This is a genomic window from Streptomyces sp. NPDC051822 (assembly GCF_044452745.1).
GTDB lineage: Bacteria > Actinomycetota > Actinomycetes > Streptomycetales > Streptomycetaceae > Streptomyces.
In genome coordinates this window covers 1,087,308-1,102,976 of record NZ_JBITBZ010000001.1, presented here as the reverse complement: position 1 = coordinate 1,102,976, position 15,669 = coordinate 1,087,308, and the positions used below count along the sequence as shown (strand labels likewise).

Sequence of the window (15,669 nt, the reverse complement as noted above, 5' to 3'; positions counted from 1 at the left end):
GCCCATGCCCGTGTCCCACGCCCTCGCCATGCGGGAGCTTCAGACGGGCAGCGGTTCCACGCCGATCAGCTCGGCGATGCGGTCGGGGGCCACCGCCCGCGAGTACAGCCAGCCCTGCCCCGTGTCGCAGCCGATCCGGCGCAGCCGGCTCGCCTGCCCTGAGGTCTCGACGCACTCGGCGGTGACCGTGAGGCCCAGCCGGTGCGCGAGCTGTACGAGCGCCTCGACGATCAGCTCGTCCGCCGGGTTGGCGTGCTCCTCGTCCTGGAAGCCGCGCACGAACGATCCGTCGAGTTTCAGCACCGAGACTGGCAGCCGGCTCAGATAGGCCAGGTTCGAGTAGCCCGTGCCGAAGTCGTCGATCGCGATCCGCACGCCCATGTCGCTCAGCGCCTGGAGTGCCTGGAGCGGCCGCCCTGCCGAGCCCATCACGGCGGACTCGGTCAGCTCCAGCTGCAGCAGGTGCGGCGTAAGCCCGGTCTCGGCGAGGATCCCCGCCACGTCCGCGACGAGGTCGGAGTCCCATACCTGACGGACCGCCACGTTGACGCTGACGAAGATCGGCCGCTCGCACGGATGGTCCTTCTGCCACTGCCTGGCCTGCCGGCAGGCCGTGCGCAGCACCCACCGGCCCAGCTCCACGATGGAGCCGTCCTCCTCGGCGATCCCGATGAACCGATTCGGCGCCAGCGTGCCGAACTGCGGGTGGTTCCAGCGGACCAGCGCCTCCACCCCGCGCACCGCTCCGTCCGCCAGGTCCACCAGCGGCTGGTACTCCAGGCCGAACTCCCCCCGCTCCACGGCGGGTCGCAGGGTGGAGGAGAGCGCCTGCCGGGTCATCCGGTGCGCGTTGCGCTCCGGGTCGAAGAGGGTCCAGCGGGCCTTGCCGTCCGCCTTCGCCCAGTACAGCGTGGTGTCGGCGGCCTGCATCAGGGCGGTCGCGGTCGTCCCGTGCCCGGAGCGCTCGACCACGCCGATCGAGGCGGAGACCGAGAGCCGCTGGCCGCCCAGGTCGAAGGGGTCCTGGAGTGCGTCGAGCACCGAGCTCGCCAGGTCGGCGAGTTGCTCGGTGCCGGTGGACTCCTCGACCAGGATCGCGAACTCGTCACCACCGAGCCGCGCCACGAGATGGCCGCCGCTGCGGGTGTAGCCGTCGCTGTCCGCGCACTCGGTCAGGCGGCCGGCGACGGCGGCGAGGAGCCGGTCGCCGACACGGTGGCCGAGGGTGTCGTTGACCGCCTTGAAGCCGTCGAGGTCGAGGTAGCAGAGACCGATCCGCCCTGTTCTGCCATACCCGTAGGACTCGTACGAAGAGCTGATGGTGTCCTTCGCGCCGATGCCGTCCGTACGGTCGGCGCAGGAGCCCCCGACCGCCTCCGTCGCCGCCTCGGCGTCGAGGGTCGAGGCCTCCAGGGCGGCCGAGAGGCGCTCGAAGAACAGGGCGCGGTTGGGCAGCCGGGTCACTGGGTCGTGCATCTGGAGGTGGCGGAGCCGCGCCTGGAGCTCACGCCGGTCGCTGATGTCCGCGATCGACAGCAGGACGCTGCGGCTGTCGGGCACGGGGGCCACGGTGACCTCGGCCCACAGCGAGCGCCCGTCGGGGTGCTTGAGGCGGCGGGTGCAGCGGAAGCGGGAGCGGCGGCCGCGCAGCACCTCGCGGTACGCGTGCCAGGTGCGCCCGTCGGACGCGAGGTCGACGAGGTCGGCGGCGGCCTGCTCCCGCAGGTCGGCGGCCTCGGTGCCGAGGAGCGTGCCGAAGGAGTCGTTGGCGGCGACGACCACGCCGTCCTGGTCGACGACGGCCATGGCGAGCTGCGAGATCCGGAAGGCGGCCATGCAGTCGCGGTGTTCGGCGTCGGGGCGCTCGCCGGGGGGCCGGGGGGCGAGGCCGGGGTGGAGCCCGCAGTGACGCTCGGCGCGGGGCTCGGGGTGACGCTCCGTGAGTGCGGTCTCTGCCGCGTACTTCTCCGGCGGCTCTGGGTGCACCGGTCCTTCGGGGGTTCCGCTCACCGCTCGCTCCCGTAGTGCAGTCGGGCCGGTCACATGTGGTCGGGACGGTCGGCCAAGGAAGAGTGAGCCGATCATAGAGCCAGCGCGGGGGAGCCTTCCAGCTTCGGAGGCCCTCCGGGGGCTCCCCGGCCCTGTGAGGCTGCCCACCGTCGACGACTGCGCGATCGTTTCTGCGCGGGTCTGACACGGGTCGGTGGTGACGTGACCGAATGTGACTTTCCGTGAGCTGAAGCGCGCCCGTGTCGCGTCGACCCCGGGCCGGTCTCTCACCCGACCGGGGCAGTGGAAACGTGCGAAACACCGCAAACCATCACAAGGTGGGTGGGGTGTCCCGCATTCGCGATCCGGAGGTCCACGTGAGGGGTCAGCAGCCACCCGGGGGAGTGGAACGCTCACGGCTGCGCGCCGGAGCGGCCGCCTTCACCTCGTTCGCCGCCCTGGCCGCCACGGGGCTCGTCGCGGGCCCCGCCGTCGGCGCGTCCTCGGCGAATCCCTGCGCCCTGCCCCGTACGACGGCTCACCACTCGCTGGGCCTCGACACCTGGAACAGGTCGTACCCGCGCCCCGACCGCGCCCTCGACGCGGTCATGATCTTCCTGTCCTTCCCGGACGCCGAGCCGCTCACCGAACCGGCCGAGCTCGCCGCCGACCACTTCCCCGCCACCAGCGAGTACTTCTCGCGCGCCTCCTACGGGCGCTTCACCCTGCGCCCGCACATCCAGACGGCCTGGACCCCGATGCCGAAGCCGTCGAGCGCGTACGACATACGGCGTGACTGGGACGCCGGGCAGCGCGCCGCCTACCTCAGGGACGCGGTCGCCGCCGCCGACGGGGGCGTCGACTTCTCCCGGTACGACATCGTCTACCTGGTCGCCGACCCGGACGCGCCCGGCGTCGACTCCGACGCGACGAAGGTCGTCAACCTCGAACGCCCCCTGGAGGTCGACGGCACCGAGATCAAGCGGGTCGTCACCGTCTTCGAGCGGCACCCGCCCGACCGCAACGTCCTCGCCCACGAGACCGGCCACGTCTTCGACCTGCCCGACCTCTACCACCGCCCGGAGGACGGCAAGGGGGACTGGGACACCCATGTGGGCGACTGGGACGTCATGGGCAGCCAGTTCGGACTGTCACCCGACCTCTTCGGCTGGCACAAGTGGAAGCTCGGCTGGCTCTCCCGGGCGCAGATCACCTGTGTCCAGGGCACCGAACCCCGGATGGTCACCCTGGAGCCGACCGACGCCCCGCCCACCGCCGGCGGCACCCTCGGCACCCGGCTCGCGGTGGTCCGCACCGGCCCCGACACCGTCCTCGCGGTCGAGGCCAGGACGGACGCCGGGAGCAACGCCGACACCTGCACCGAGGGCGTGCTCGTCTACCGGGTCCGGGGCGGCGCGGCCTCGGGCGACGGCCCGGTCGAGGTCGTCGACGCGCACCCGCGCACCGACGCCTGCTGGGACCGCTCCGTCTACCCGCCGCTCGCGGACGCACCGCTGGAGGAGGGCGAGACCCTCACCGTGCCGGGGGTCGGGGTCAGGGTCGAGGTCAGGGACCGCACGGAGGCGGACGGCTGGACGGTACGGATCACCCCGCCCCCCGTCGGCTGACCGAGGCGCCCGCTCCGGGACACGAAGAAGCCCCCCGCTTCCGCGAGGGGCTTCTTCCGTCTGTGCGCCGCCAGGGACTCGAACCCCGGACCCGCTGATTAAGAGTCAGCTGCTCTAACCAACTGAGCTAGCGGCGCCTGCTGACGTCGTAGACATTAGCACCCGGATCGGCGGGAGGAAAAATCGATACCCGCACGTCGGCGGCGGAAGCCGCCCGTACGGCGCGCACACAGGCCCAGAGCACGACCTCGGGGCCGGGCAGCCAGGGGTGACGGGTGTCGGGGGCGACCAGCCAGCGCGGTCCGGAGGGTCCGGAGGCGTCGGAGCGGGCGGAGGGGACGAGCGGCGGCACGGTCACCGCGTCGCCGAGCCCGTGGCAGAGCGGCCGGGGGACCGCCTCGCCCCACTCCTCCCAGTCGAGGAGGGCCGGCAGGCGCTGGGCCGTGCCGGGCGCGGCGAACAGCATCATCCGGCCCCGGTGCACGGCGACGGGCCCCGATCCCGGGCCCTCCTCCCAGAGGCGGCCGAGGATCCGGCGCCCGAAGACCGGGTCCACGTTGACGACGTCGAAGGCCGATCCGCACGGCAGCACGGCCGACGAGTCGGGCCGGGCCTCCCAGCGGCCGAGCGCGGCCGCGCCGCCGGCGCCGACGGCCGAGGTGAGCCAGGCGGCTCCGTCGGCGGTCACCCGGGCCGTCTGGTGCCGCCCCTCGTCACCCTCCCGGAGGAACCGGAAGATGTCGTGCGAGGTGTCGGGCGCAATGTCAGGCGCAATGTCGTGCGCAATGTCGTGCGAGGTCTCGTCGCGCAGCCACGTCGTCATGGCTCCAGATCTACCGGGCGTGACGCCTCTGTCGCCGAGGGTTGGCGAATCCCGGACAGGAGGGGTGGGCGAGGAGTATCGTGCGGCCCGCATATGCCAGGAGGCGCTTCCGGCAGCAACCGGAAGCGCCTCCCGACCGGGCCTGGCCCCTATGGGTCCTTGCCGAGCAGGCCCTACTCCTCCGCCGGGCGTCCGTTCGTCCGGATCAGGTCGCGGCCGAACTCGATCATCTTGCGCGCGTAGTCCTCGGTCCACTGCGCCCGGTCGGCGACGTCCGCCTCCGTCAGCCGGTCGAAGCGGCGGGGATCCGCCAGCTGCGCCGCCGCGATGGCCTGGAACTCGGTCGCCCGGTCCGCCGCCGCGCGGAACGCGAGCGTCAGCTCCGTCGCACGGGACAGCAGCTCGCGCGGGTCCTCTATCGACTCCAGGTCGAAGAAGTGCTCCGGATCGGCAGTCGCCTCGGCGGGTTCGAAGATCAGCGGAGCCGGCCTGAGCCGCCGCTGTCCGCTCCGCTCCACGGGTTCCGCCATCGTCCGTTCCTCCTCGCACAGGCACGGCCCGGAGACCCGGGCCGACTTCCATTGTCCCGCGCCCCGCAAGGGGGTGTCGTGGCCAGGGCCGCACTGTCGGTCGTCAGTCGGCGAGCCCGCGCAGGATCAGTCGCAGGCCGCCGAAGAACTCCTCGTCCGGTCCGACCCCGCCGGCGGTCCGTGCCGTCTCCGCGAGGAGCGGGAACCGGTCCTTCGGCAGGTTCGCGATCACCGCCGTTCCCTCGCCGGAGAGCGCCCCGAGGTGTTCGAGCTGGATCGCCCCGGTCACGTACGCGTGGAGGGCGCGCAGGGCGACGACCCGCCGCGCGTCGTCGACGCCGGCCTCGGCCAGGATGCCGAGAACGGTCTCCGACCAGCGCAGGCCGGCGGCGGCGTGGTGGCGGTGGATGACGGTGAGCGGGATGGCCGCCGGGTGCCGGATGACGGCGTCGCGCAGCCGCCCGGCCATCGTCTCCACGCGCTCCTGCCAGGGGAGGTCGGCAGGGGGCGGGGTGGCGTCGACGGCGCCCAGGACGCGGTCGACCACGAGACCCTCCAGTTCCTCGCGGTCGGCCACGTAGCGGTAGAGCCCCATGGGGCTCATGGAGAGTTCCTTGGCGACGGTGCGCATCGAGAGGCCGGCCAGGCCGTCGCGGTCGATGACGGCGAGGGCGGCGAGGGCCAGTCGGTCGAGGGTGAGGGAGCGGGGTCGTGGCATGGCGGTTGACAGCGTACGCCCTACGCTTACGCTGATGAGCATACGCCGTACGCTTACGCGTGCGGTCAGGCCTCGCAAGGAAGGTGTCCCATGCGCGCACCCCGTACCTCGCCGCTGCCCCCCGTCTCCCGGAGCCGACTCGAACCCGGGCACAGCGTGTCCTCCCGGCCCCTGCAGCCGGTCCTCGGCCCTCCGCTGACCCTCCCGGACCCCGAACGGCTCACCCACGTCCAGTTCCGGCGCTTCGCCGGCTGCCCGGTCTGCAACCTCCACCTGCGGTCGGTGGTCCTGCGGCACGAGGAGATCGAGCGCGCCGGGATCCGGGAGGTCGTGCTCTTCCACTCGCCCGCCGACGAACTGCGCGAGCACGTGAGCCATCTGCCGTTCGCCGTGGTCGCCGACCCCGACAAGCTGCTGTACGCCGAGTTCGGAGTGGAGGCCCACCGCAGGGCCCTGCTCGACCCGCGCGCCTGGCCGGCGATCGTCCGCGCCGTGCTCCTCGGCACGGCGGACCTGCTCAGGGGCAGGGGGCGGCTGCCCGCGACCGTGCAGCCGGGCGGCCGGATCGGCCTCCCGGCCGACTTCCTCGTCACGCCCGGCGGCCGGATCGCCGCCGTGAAGTACGGCGAACACGTCTACGACCAGTGGTCGGTCGACGAACTCCTCGCCCACGCGGCGCAGCTCAGGACGGTCGGCTGACGCAGGGCCGTGGACGCGGGAAGGTCACGGCGTCCAGGTCACCCGGTGCTCCTCCAGGTGGGAGAGGACCGCGTGGTTGGCCTCCCAGCCGTCGGGGAACGAGACCACGGCCCCCAGCTGGACCGGATCCGTCGACGGGTGCTCGTCCAGGAGTTCCGCCACGCCCGCCCGGCACACCACCACGCACGCGTGCCGGTGCCGGGAGGCCAGCACGCACAGCCGGCCCGTCTCCAGGTGGAAGGCCGTCGCGTCCGGGCGGCCGGAGAGCGGGTGCAGGACGACCGTCACGTCGTACTCACGTCCCTGCAGCCGGTTCGCGGTGTCCACCGTCACGCCCGTCACGCCGAGGTCCGCGAGCGCCGCCCGGACCGCCGCCGCCTGGTCGCGGTGGGCGGTGCCGACCGCGACCCGGTCCGGTGTCAGCGGCACCGGGGTCTCCGAACGCTCCGAGACCGCAGCCCCACCCCGGTCCAGGAGCCTGCGCACCACCAGGGCGACCGCGCCGACGGCCTCGGGGTCGGTGCGCGGGGTGTGCTGGGCGGGCAGTTCGAGCAGGCCCCAGCCCGACTCCGCCGCCTCGTCGAGGACCTGGTCGGGGCCCGAACCGTCCGACGCCACCCCGAAGGACAGCCTCCGGTCCCCGGGCCCGGTGCCGCTGCGGAACGGCGTGTACGGATAGAAGGCGTCCGAGACCAGCGGCGCCGCCGAGGCGGGCAGCCGCCAGGAAACCGGAAGGCGGTGCTGCGGCAGCTCGGGGTTGTGCGCGAGCAGCGTGGAGACCGCGCTCGCCGACGGGTCGTACGTGAGCCCCGCCCACTGCTCGGCGGCCACCACCGAGAACGGGTCGAGCTGCCCCGGGTCGCCCACGAACAGCGCCCGCTCGAACAGCCCCGCGACGGCGAGCAGCGCGTCCGAGCGCATCTGGTACGCCTCGTCGACGATCGCGTGCGCCCACGGCTCGACGTTCTTCACGTGCCCCCATTTGGCGGACGTGGAGATCACCACCGGAAGCCCGGTCAGCTCACCGGCCTTCGCGGACTTCCGTACGTTCTCCAGGTCGTCGAGCGCCTTGTCGTACGGGTCGCTGTCGTTGGAGTGCAGCCGGCCCACCTGGAGCTCCGGCTCCTTCTCGGCCAGCCGCAGCACCAGGTCGTCCACCTGCGCGTTCGTCTGGGCGACCACCATGAGGGGGCGTCCGGCGGCGGCCAGTTCGAGCGCGGCCCGCACCACGAGCGTCGACTTCCCCGCACCCGGCGGGGAGTCCACGACGACACCGCGCGAGGTGCCGTGCAGGGTGTCCGCCAGGATGGCGGCCGTCGCCCGCCCGGCCTCGGCGGAGGGATCGAAGGCCCCCCGCGCGGTATCGATCCGGCTCACAGCACGTCCTCGGGGGTCACGGCGTCGGGCAGTTCCACGGCGTCCGTCCGGGGCGGACCGCCGTGCGTCCAGGGCGTCTCCTCGGGGTCAGGCAGCTGCGGCCCGACCCGCTGGTCGTGCTCGAACAGCGTCCAGGCGATCCGCTCGCCCTTCTCCGGCACCGAGCCCTCCGCGGGCTCCTTCGACCGGCCCATCCTGTCCAGCAGCCGAAGCAGCAGCGAGCCGTCCTCCTCGTACCGCACGAACTCCGCCGTCTGCGGCTTCCCGTCCAGCGACCGGTACACCCGCGTCTTCTCACCCAGGTGCGGCCGGTCCTCCGTGCGGACCGTGAGGAGCGGGCGCGGCGCGGGTCGCTTCGACTCCGTCCAGGCCATCGTCACCTCGGTCACCTCGGCCGTGAACGCCTCGCCCGCGAGCCTCCGCCCGGCGAGCACCAGCGGATCGTCGAGCGCCTCGTGCGCCTCCAGCTGCCCCTGCGCCTGCTCGCGGGCCGCGAGCTTCCGGGCCGCCGTCACGGCGTCGTCCCGGCGCGGCTGCGGCGGCTCGCCGGCCGCGACCCGGTCGCGGTGGGCGGTGAAGGACCAGCGGTCCCGGGTCCAGCGGTCCTCGACCCTGGACCCCTCGGGCAGCTCCCGCAGCAGGTCGATCGCCCGCCAGACCCCGTCCCAGGTCGGCCTGAGCTGGGAGACGACCAGCCGGCGCAGCTCCCGCTCGGCCCGGTGCAGCTCGCCGAGGCCGATGTCGGCCGCCTCGCCGTCCTGCGCCGCGCCGACCGCCTGGCGGGCCCGGTCGTACCGCTCGATCGCGGGCGCGAGGAGCTTGTTGTCGAAGGCCGGGTCCGTGGCGGGACCGGCCGGCGGGCACAGCAGCTGGCCCCGGGAGTCCCGGCCCGTCTCGGCCCGCAGCGCCGCCTCCGCGCCCGGCTCCCCGTCGTAGGGGTCGATCCACGCGAGCAGCGCGCCCAGGTGCTGGTCCTCAAGGGAGGACTGGCCCGTCGCCCAGTGCCGGTTGAGCAGGTCGGTCGCCGCGAGCAGCAGCGAAGAGCCGGGCACCCGCGCCCGGTCGCCGAAGTGCGTCAGCCAGCGCCCGAGCAGCGGGACGCGCGGAGGCGCGGGGAACGGCGTCTCGGGGTCCTGCTCGGCCGTCCGCCGGAACCGCGTGGAGCGCCCGAGCAGCCGTACGTACTCGACGCCGGCCCGGCTCGGCACGATCAGCTGCGGCGCGTCCGCGCACAGCTCGACCTCGACCTTCACCTTCTTGCCGGTCTCGGGGTCGACCTCGCTCTTCTCCGCAGCCTCGACGACGTCCGCGAACGAGTCGACGTACGGCAGGACCTCCTCCGCCAGGTCGGCGAGGAAAGCGAACCGCAGGTCACGGTCGCGGGGCTGCGCCACCACCAGGAGCCGGGGCTCCTCCCGGTCGGTGCCGACCAGGGCGCCGAGCGGGGCGCCCGCCTCACCGGCCGTCGTCAGCGGCACGAGGACGAGGGGCCGCTCGGAGACCCGGCGGTGGCGGACGGTCGCCAGGGGCTGCGCCCGGCCCGACTCGACGGCCTCCATCCGGGCCAGCGTGGAGATCAGCGACATGCGGGGGCCTTCCGGGGCGCGACGCGGGAACGAGGGGTCAGCAGGGGCATTCGACGCTCTCCCGGGCCACTCGGGCGGGCGCCGACTCCAGCGCCTCCACCCGCAGCGCCCGCGCCCTGCGCAGCGCCGCCACCGCCGGGTCCTCCGGGTCGCCCTCCTCACCGCGCGCCGCCGCGAGGACCGCGCCGACCGTCGTCAGGCCGCCCAGCTCACCCCGTACCGAACGGCCCAGGGTCTCCACGGCGCCCGCCTCCCGGGCCCGCGACCGGCAGTGGAAGGCCAGCTCGCAGGCGGCCAGGCACTCCGGCGCGTACTGATGGGGTACGGACTCCACGGCCGCTGTCAGCTCCGCCGGCGAGCGCTCCGCCACGTCGAAGCTCGTGCCCTCCGGCAGGGCGTCCGCGATCTCGTCGATCCGGGTCAGCCGGGCGAGCTGGCGCCGGGTGACCGACCGCTGCTTGCGCACGTCGACGACCGACGCCGTCGGCACGTTCGAGAAGTCCTTCGGGCAGACCAGGAGCACCGAGTGCGCGACCCGGGCGCCCTCCGTGCGAGCCGCCACCCGCTCAAGGGCGAGGACGTACACCGCGGCCTGGCGGGCCGCCGCGCCCACCTTCGACGCGTCGGCCGCGCCGTCGACCATCGGGAACGACTTGATCTCCACGACCGTCCACCCGCCGTCGGGACGGACCACCACCGCGTCCGGCTCCAGGTACACCGGCGACCCCGCCACCTCCAGGGCGAGCAGCGGATGGTCGAGCAGGGCCCACGCCCCGGCCCCGGTCGCCTCCCGCAGGGCGAGCGCCGTGCGCGCCACCCGCCCCTCGGGCCCGGCCGCCGCCAGGTCGGGCACGGAGACGACGCCCGGCTCCTCGACGCCGATCAGGCGCAGCAGCTCGCGGCCGCCGTCCGCCTTGACCTTCGCCTCGAAGGAGTTGCCCCGGACGATCGCGAACTGCGACTGCCCGAAGGGGGCGGGCGAGCCGAGCTTCGAGGCCAGCGCCGACTTGTCGACGCCGGCGCCGTCAAGCAGGGCCCGCCGCCGGCAGCCGGGGTTCGCGGCGAGCGCCGCGAGCGCCCTCGCGTCCAGCGGGCGCGGTGCGACGCCCGGTCCACGCAGCTCAGCGAGCAGCTGCCGACGTGTCGTCCGCGGTGTTCGTGACAGACCGCTGTCCAGGGATGCGCTCACCCGTGGAAGTCTCGCATCCGCCACTGACAACCGGAGGCGCTTCCGCCGTCCCGCGCCGCCGCAGCACGTACAGGGCGAGCAGCAGACCGGCGCCCATCACCGCCGCACCGGCGACGGCGTCGAGCAGATAGTGATTGGCCGTCCCCATCACCACGAGGGTGGTGAGCAGCGGATACGCCACCCCGAGGGTCTTGAGCAGCGGCGTCCGCCCGTGCCGCCACAGCATCACCCCGCACCACAGCGCCCAGCCGACGTGCAGGCTGGGCATGGCCGCGTACTGGTTCGTCAGCCCGCCGAGACCGCGCGGCGCGCTGGCCTCGCCGCCCCACCAGCCGTACGCGCTGAAGTGGGCCATCGTGTCCGTGAAGCCGTGCGCCGGGTCGAGCAGCCGTGGCGGGCAGGTGGGCAGCAGCGTGAAGCCGACGAGACCGAGCAGGGTGGAGGCCATCAGCCAGGTGCGGGCGGCCCGGTAGTGCGCGGGGCGGCGGTGGAAGAGCCAGACCAGGACCGCAGGGGTGACGAGGTAGTGCAGGGAGGCGTACGCGAAGTCGGCGGGGATGCCGAGCGCGGGGACGCTCGTGAAGAGCCGGTTCAGCGGATGCTCGGCGTCGATCCCGAGGCTCTCCTCCAGGCGCAGGATCGCGAGGCCGTGGTCGACGGCCGAGGCCTCGTCGCCCCGCACGAGCAGCCGTCCGCCGGAGTAGGCGGCGTACACGACGGCGATCAGCGCCAGTTCGGCCCACCAGCGTGGTCTGTGCATCGAAGAAGTTCCCCCCGGACGGTGACGGCCCGGGGGAGGGGACGCCGGTGGCCCCCGGAGGGTTGCCCGGACGTCACCCCGAATCCACGTGGGCGATGATGGAGAGGCACGTCCGCACCGTGAAACCCCTGGAGAGTCCTTCCCATGGCACCGCGCATCCTGCTCGCCCGGCACGGCCAGACCGAGTGGTCACTTCTCGGCCGGCACACCGGCAGGACCGACATCCCGCTGCTCGACGAGGGGCGGCGCGGCGCGAAGCTGCTCGGCGAGCGCCTGCACCGCGGCCCCTGGCAGGGGCTGCCCGGCGTGGAGGTGCGCACCAGCCCGCTGGTCCGCGCGAGCGAGACCTGCGAACTGGCCGGCTTCGGCGACCGGGCCGAGCCCTGGGACGCGCTGATGGAGTGGGACTACGGGGCGTACGAGGGGATGACCCCGCCCGAGATCCAGGCCGTCCAGCCCGGCTGGTTCATCTGGCGCGACGGCGTCCCCGACGGGGAGACCCTGGCGCAGCTGTCGGACCGCGCCGACGAGATCGTGAACTGGGCCCGCTCCGCCGACCGTGACGTGCTGGTCTTCGCCCACGGGCACATCCTGCGTTCGATCGGCGCCCGCTGGCTCGGGGAGGACGTGTCCTTCGCGTCCCGCATCCGTCTCGACCCGACGAGCCTGTCCGTCCTGGGCTGGGCGTACGGCGCCCCGGCGGTCGAGCGCTGGAACGACACCGGCCACCTGGAGCAGTAGGGCCTGTCCGGCGGATCAGGGTCGGACAGGCCCTGGCGGCCGGAGGGCCTCAGTACGCGGCGAGCACCCGGCGGGTCTCGGCGAGCATCCCGCGGATCCGGGCCGAGGCGATGCCGTCCAGGGAGTCCACCACCCGCTTCGCCTCCGCCGCGGCCTCGTCGGGGCGCCCGGCGTGCGCCAGGTCCTTGGCGAGGTGGGCGCGGTAGAGCGCCAGGTTCCGGGCGAAGTACGGATTCTGCAGGACCGTGGCCCGGTGGGCGTGCCGGGACGCCCGGCCCCACTCGCCGAGCGCCGACCAGCACTGGGCCTCCAGGGCCTCGCGCTCCGGCTCGCCGAAGAACGACATCCACTCCGGGTCGCCGTCGGCCGGGCCCCGGTCGAAGAAGCCGTGGGCGCGTCCGAGGGCCTGCTCGCAGGCGGAGCGGTCGCCGATCCCCGCCCACGCGCCGGCCTCGCGCAGCGACAGCAGGGAGAGCAGCCGGGCCGAGTTCAGCGGCTGGGCGGCCCGCAGGCCGGCCTGCGCCGCCCGTACCGCCTCGCGGTACCGGCCGGTGTCCCTGGCCAGGAACGACGTGTTGCAGAAGGCGTGCGCCTCAAGAGCCGCGTTGCCCGACACGCGCGCGGTCGCGAGGGCTTCGGCGTAGTGCGAGCGCGCGTCCTCGTGCCGCCCCGAGTCGTGGGCCAGCCAGCCCACGGAGAGGGAGAGTTCGCCCGCGCCCGCGTGCAGCCGGTCCTCGGTGGAGCGGCGGGTCATGGTGCCCGTGTCGAGCAGCGCGTACGCGGCGCGCAGCGGCTGGGCGGCGACCTTGTAGAGCCCGTCGGCACCGTGCCGGTCGTCGAGCAGCCGGATCTGCCGTACGGCTTCCTCGACGGCCCGCACCTCGGACTCGCCGATCCGGTGGGTGCCGCGGGGGGCGGGGATCGCGACGGCGGGGCCGCCGAGTCCCAGCGAGGCGGTCGCCAGGGTGGCGGAGCCGCTCGCAATGAATGCGCGACGCAGCACGTCGCTCTCCTCATCGTTCCGGGTGGTGATGGCGGCGGGAGGCGCTGCCCCGGCCGGGACGGCCTGCCGCCGGCCGCGTACCGTCTCCCGCGCGGAGAACCCCAGGTCGGCGAGGCCGAGTCCGGGGAACATGTGCAGGAAGACCCGCTCGTACGCGTAGTTGGGGCAGCGGATCTCTCCCGCTTCCACACGCCCGATGTAGCGGGCGTCGCACGCGACCTGTTCGCCGATCTCCCGCGCCGCCCGGCGGACGGCCGCGGCGAACTCCGCCGGCGAATGCTGTCCGCGGAGCCGGCGGAAGGCGAGATTGGGAACTGCCCGTGACGTCGTCATGGCCGAGCCCTCTCCTGAGCTGCCGGGTGGTCCGGCGGCAAGAACGTACCTGCTGTGACCGGATGCGTACGCAGAGTTTGGCTACAAATCGGATATCTCGCCTGTGATCTGCCATGAACTGCCATCCTTTGCGGCGGCATGGCGCCGTAGCCGTTGACGCGCACGGGCGTTGAACCGTAAGGGAGAGACGGAACGTGTCTCCTCTGGAGCGAGGAGGGGTCCCCATGTCGGAGATCGGTTCGCAGTCGTCGGCCACGTGGCACGCGCCCGCCCCGGACGCCGACGGGCCCAAGCCCGCCGCCGGACCCTGGGACCTGGTGACCGTCCCCGTCCGGCAGGGTCTGGAGGCCGTGGACATCCTGCGCCGCGGCGCCGTCCCCTCCGTCGGGCCCGTCGTGCACGACGGCACCTGCGACACCCTGGGCTTCCTCGTCCCGCCGGGCACCGCCGCCGCCTGGGACATGCCCGGCAGCGCCTGTACGAGGACCTCGGGGCGCGGCTTCCGCCTCCCCGAGCTGCCGGAGCTGCCGGAACTGCCCGATCCGGCAGGGGGCGCGCCCCGCCCGGCCGGCTGGCTGCTGCCCCCCGGGGACACCGACCCCGTCACCGACCCCGTCGTCCTGCGCGAGGCGCTCGGCGAGGCGGCCCGGCTCATCGAGGCGGCCGACGGCTGCCACTGAGCCCCTGGGGGCCGTCTTGTCGCGGATGCACCGATAATGGGCCCGTGGCCAGGAACAAGCAGCGCGAGCGGGCGGCCGCCGCCCCCGTCGTCGAGACCGTCGACGGCGGTCTCGCCGAACTCATACCCGACCGGGAACGCCCGCGCGCCTGGACGCTCCTCATCGACGGCGCCCCGCAGTCCCACGTGGACCTCGACGACCCGGCGCACCTCTCCTTCGAGTACCAGCGGCGCCTCGGCCACATCGCCGACCTCGCCGCCCCGCCGAACCGGCCGCTCCAGGTCGTGCACCTCGGCGGCGGCGCCTTCACCCTCGCCCGGTACGTCGCCGCGACCCGGCCCCGCTCCACCCAGCAGATCGTGGAACTCGACGGGCTCCTCGTGCAGCTCGTCCGCCGGGAACTGCCGCTCGACAGCGCGGCCCGCGTCCGGGTCCGCTCCACCGACGCCCGCGCCGGCCTCGCCAAGGTCCAGGACGGCTGGGCGGACCTGGTCATCGCCGACGTGTTCGGCGGCGCCCGCACCCCGGCCCATCTGACCAGCACCGAGTTCCTCGCCGAGGTGCGAAGGGTGCTGCGCCCCGGCGGCTTCTACGCCGCCAACCTGGCCGACGGGCCGCCGCTGACCCATCTGCGCGGCCAGATCGCCACGGCCGCCGCCGTCTTCCCCGAGCTGGCGCTGACCGCCGATCCGACGGTGCTGCGCGGGCGCCGCTTCGGCAACGCGGTGCTCCTCGCCTCCGACCGGGAGCTTCCGGTGGCCGAACTGACCCGCCGGGTCGCCACCGACCCGCACCCGGGCCGGGTCGAACACGGCCGGGCGCTGGCCGACTTCGCCGGGGGAGCGGCGCCCGTCACCGACGCGAGCGCCAAACCCTCACCCGCACCGCCCTCGTCCGCCTTCCAGTGACGGCGGCGAGTGACGGCGGCCGCGTCAGGTGGCGCGGTCCTCGATCTCCACGCGGGGCGCGGTGTCGTGCCAGACGCAGAAGACGGAGAGCTCACGGCCGTCCGCGGTGAAGGTGACCCGGATCCAGGACGGCTGCTTCCACACCTGCATCTGCCAGCCGGCCGCCGGGGTCGCCGAGACCAGTTCGGCCGAGGTCTTCCCGAGGTCGAAGGTGACCCGGCCGCCGTCCACCGTGTAGGTCTTCACGTTCGACTCGTTCGACTCGTCCGAGCCGCCCGATGCCGTACCGCCGGCGGCCGGGGTGGTGGCCGGCGGAGCCGCGGTCGTCGGCTTCGCCGTCCGTGAGGGGGCCGCCGTCGGGGCGGCGGAGCTCGTGGCCCCGTCGCTCGGCGCCGGCTTCGTCGTCACCGGCGCGGAGGGCTCGGTCGTCCCGGGCCGCCGGGTCGACGAGGTCAGCGGATCGCTGCCCGCCGAGACCCGGTCGGCGGTGCCGCCGGCCGGGAGGGGCAGGGCGCGCGGGGGGTCGTACACCGTGCCGGACAGCACCGTGTGCACTCCCCACCAGGACAGGGTGACCGCCGCGCCGGTGGCGAGGGACCAGGCCAGGGCGTGAACGAGTCCTCTTCGCATCCGGGCCATACTGCACCACCCCGAGGGGACCCGTACCGGAGGGTGGTCCGTACCTGACCTCACCCGAATGGCGTA

General features: G+C 74.0%; 15 protein-coding genes and 1 tRNA gene. 5 read left to right on the top strand and 11 right to left on the bottom strand.

What is annotated here, in order from left to right; translation table 11 throughout:
- Positions 1 to 39: 39 nt before the first annotated feature.
- On the bottom strand, positions 40 to 2,010 hold the full coding sequence (locus ACIA8N_RS04935; RefSeq protein WP_399415672.1) for a putative bifunctional diguanylate cyclase/phosphodiesterase: 1,971 nt from the start codon (positions 2,008 to 2,010) through the stop codon (positions 40 to 42).
- A 356-nt stretch (positions 2,011 to 2,366) separates the two neighbouring features.
- Between ACIA8N_RS04935 and ACIA8N_RS04930 the strand changes: the two genes are divergently transcribed.
- Positions 2,367 to 3,617 carry a M6 family metalloprotease domain-containing protein gene (locus tag ACIA8N_RS04930; protein ID WP_365778192.1) on the top strand — a complete coding sequence of 417 codons (1,251 nt, stop codon included), beginning with the start codon at positions 2,367 to 2,369 and terminating at the stop codon, positions 3,615 to 3,617.
- Between the two features lie 63 nt (positions 3,618 to 3,680).
- Here the strand turns inward: ACIA8N_RS04930 and ACIA8N_RS04925 are convergent.
- From ACIA8N_RS04925 to ACIA8N_RS04910, 4 genes are all read right to left on the bottom strand, one after another.
- Positions 3,681 to 3,754 (bottom strand) — tRNA-Lys (locus ACIA8N_RS04925).
- Entirely contained in the window at positions 3,745 to 4,440 is a 696-nt protein-coding gene (locus tag ACIA8N_RS04920; protein ID WP_365777914.1) for a hypothetical protein, read from the bottom strand. Before ACIA8N_RS04920 ends, ACIA8N_RS04925 begins: the two co-directional genes overlap by 10 nt.
- 173 nt (positions 4,441 to 4,613) lie before the next feature.
- Positions 4,614 to 4,970: a hypothetical protein gene (locus tag ACIA8N_RS04915; protein ID WP_030552834.1), complete on the bottom strand. Its 357-nt coding sequence runs from the start codon at positions 4,968 to 4,970 to the stop codon at positions 4,614 to 4,616.
- A 103-nt stretch (positions 4,971 to 5,073) separates the two neighbouring features.
- Positions 5,074 to 5,688, bottom strand: coding sequence for a TetR/AcrR family transcriptional regulator C-terminal domain-containing protein (locus ACIA8N_RS04910; RefSeq protein WP_365777917.1), 615 nt, complete (start codon positions 5,686 to 5,688; stop codon positions 5,074 to 5,076).
- A 90-nt stretch (positions 5,689 to 5,778) separates the two neighbouring features.
- On the opposite strand from ACIA8N_RS04910, the gene ACIA8N_RS04905 reads away from it, so the two are divergent.
- Positions 5,779 to 6,387, top strand: coding sequence for a peroxiredoxin-like family protein (locus ACIA8N_RS04905; RefSeq protein WP_365777919.1), 609 nt, complete (start codon positions 5,779 to 5,781; stop codon positions 6,385 to 6,387).
- 24 nt (positions 6,388 to 6,411) lie between these two features.
- Here ACIA8N_RS04905 and ACIA8N_RS04900 read toward each other — a convergent pair whose 3' ends face one another.
- From ACIA8N_RS04900 to ACIA8N_RS04885, 4 genes are read right to left on the bottom strand one after another with little or no spacing between them, the layout of a single operon-like run.
- Entirely contained in the window at positions 6,412 to 7,755 is a 1,344-nt protein-coding gene (locus ACIA8N_RS04900) for an AAA family ATPase (protein ID WP_365778194.1), read from the bottom strand.
- Between the two features lie 5 nt (positions 7,756 to 7,760).
- Positions 7,761 to 9,350: a hypothetical protein gene (locus ACIA8N_RS04895; protein WP_365777921.1), complete on the bottom strand. Its 1,590-nt coding sequence runs from the start codon at positions 9,348 to 9,350 to the stop codon at positions 7,761 to 7,763.
- A 37-nt stretch (positions 9,351 to 9,387) separates the two neighbouring features.
- On the bottom strand, positions 9,388 to 10,539 hold the full coding sequence (locus ACIA8N_RS04890; RefSeq protein WP_365777923.1) for a hypothetical protein: 1,152 nt from the start codon (positions 10,537 to 10,539) through the stop codon (positions 9,388 to 9,390).
- Entirely contained in the window at positions 10,472 to 11,299 is an 828-nt protein-coding gene (locus ACIA8N_RS04885) for a phosphatase PAP2 family protein (protein WP_365777925.1), read from the bottom strand. Before ACIA8N_RS04885 ends, ACIA8N_RS04890 begins: the two co-directional genes overlap by 68 nt.
- A gap of 144 nt (positions 11,300 to 11,443) precedes the next feature.
- On the opposite strand from ACIA8N_RS04885, the gene ACIA8N_RS04880 reads away from it, so the two are divergent.
- Positions 11,444 to 12,040: a histidine phosphatase family protein gene (locus tag ACIA8N_RS04880; RefSeq protein WP_030213454.1), complete on the top strand. Its 597-nt coding sequence runs from the start codon at positions 11,444 to 11,446 to the stop codon at positions 12,038 to 12,040.
- Positions 12,041 to 12,089: 49 nt separating this feature from the next.
- Here the strand turns inward: ACIA8N_RS04880 and ACIA8N_RS04875 are convergent, their stop codons facing one another.
- A complete protein-coding gene (locus ACIA8N_RS04875; protein ID WP_365777928.1) occupies positions 12,090 to 13,376 on the bottom strand; it encodes a tetratricopeptide repeat protein in 1,287 nt (428 codons plus the stop codon).
- A 224-nt stretch (positions 13,377 to 13,600) separates the two neighbouring features.
- On the opposite strand from ACIA8N_RS04875, the gene ACIA8N_RS04870 reads away from it, so the two are divergent.
- The gene (locus tag ACIA8N_RS04870; RefSeq protein ID WP_365777930.1) at positions 13,601 to 14,056 is read left to right on the top strand and encodes a hypothetical protein; all 456 of its coding nucleotides are present in this window, start codon (positions 13,601 to 13,603) and stop codon (positions 14,054 to 14,056) included.
- 44 nt (positions 14,057 to 14,100) lie between these two features.
- Complete coding sequence (locus ACIA8N_RS04865) at positions 14,101 to 14,964, top strand: fused MFS/spermidine synthase (RefSeq protein WP_365777932.1); 864 nt, start codon at positions 14,101 to 14,103, stop codon at positions 14,962 to 14,964.
- Between the two features lie 24 nt (positions 14,965 to 14,988).
- Here the strand turns inward: ACIA8N_RS04865 and ACIA8N_RS04860 are convergent, their stop codons facing one another.
- Positions 14,989 to 15,603, bottom strand: a complete 615-nt coding sequence (locus ACIA8N_RS04860; RefSeq protein WP_365777934.1) for a hypothetical protein — start codon at positions 15,601 to 15,603, stop codon at positions 14,989 to 14,991.
- Positions 15,604 to 15,669 lie beyond the last annotated feature (66 nt).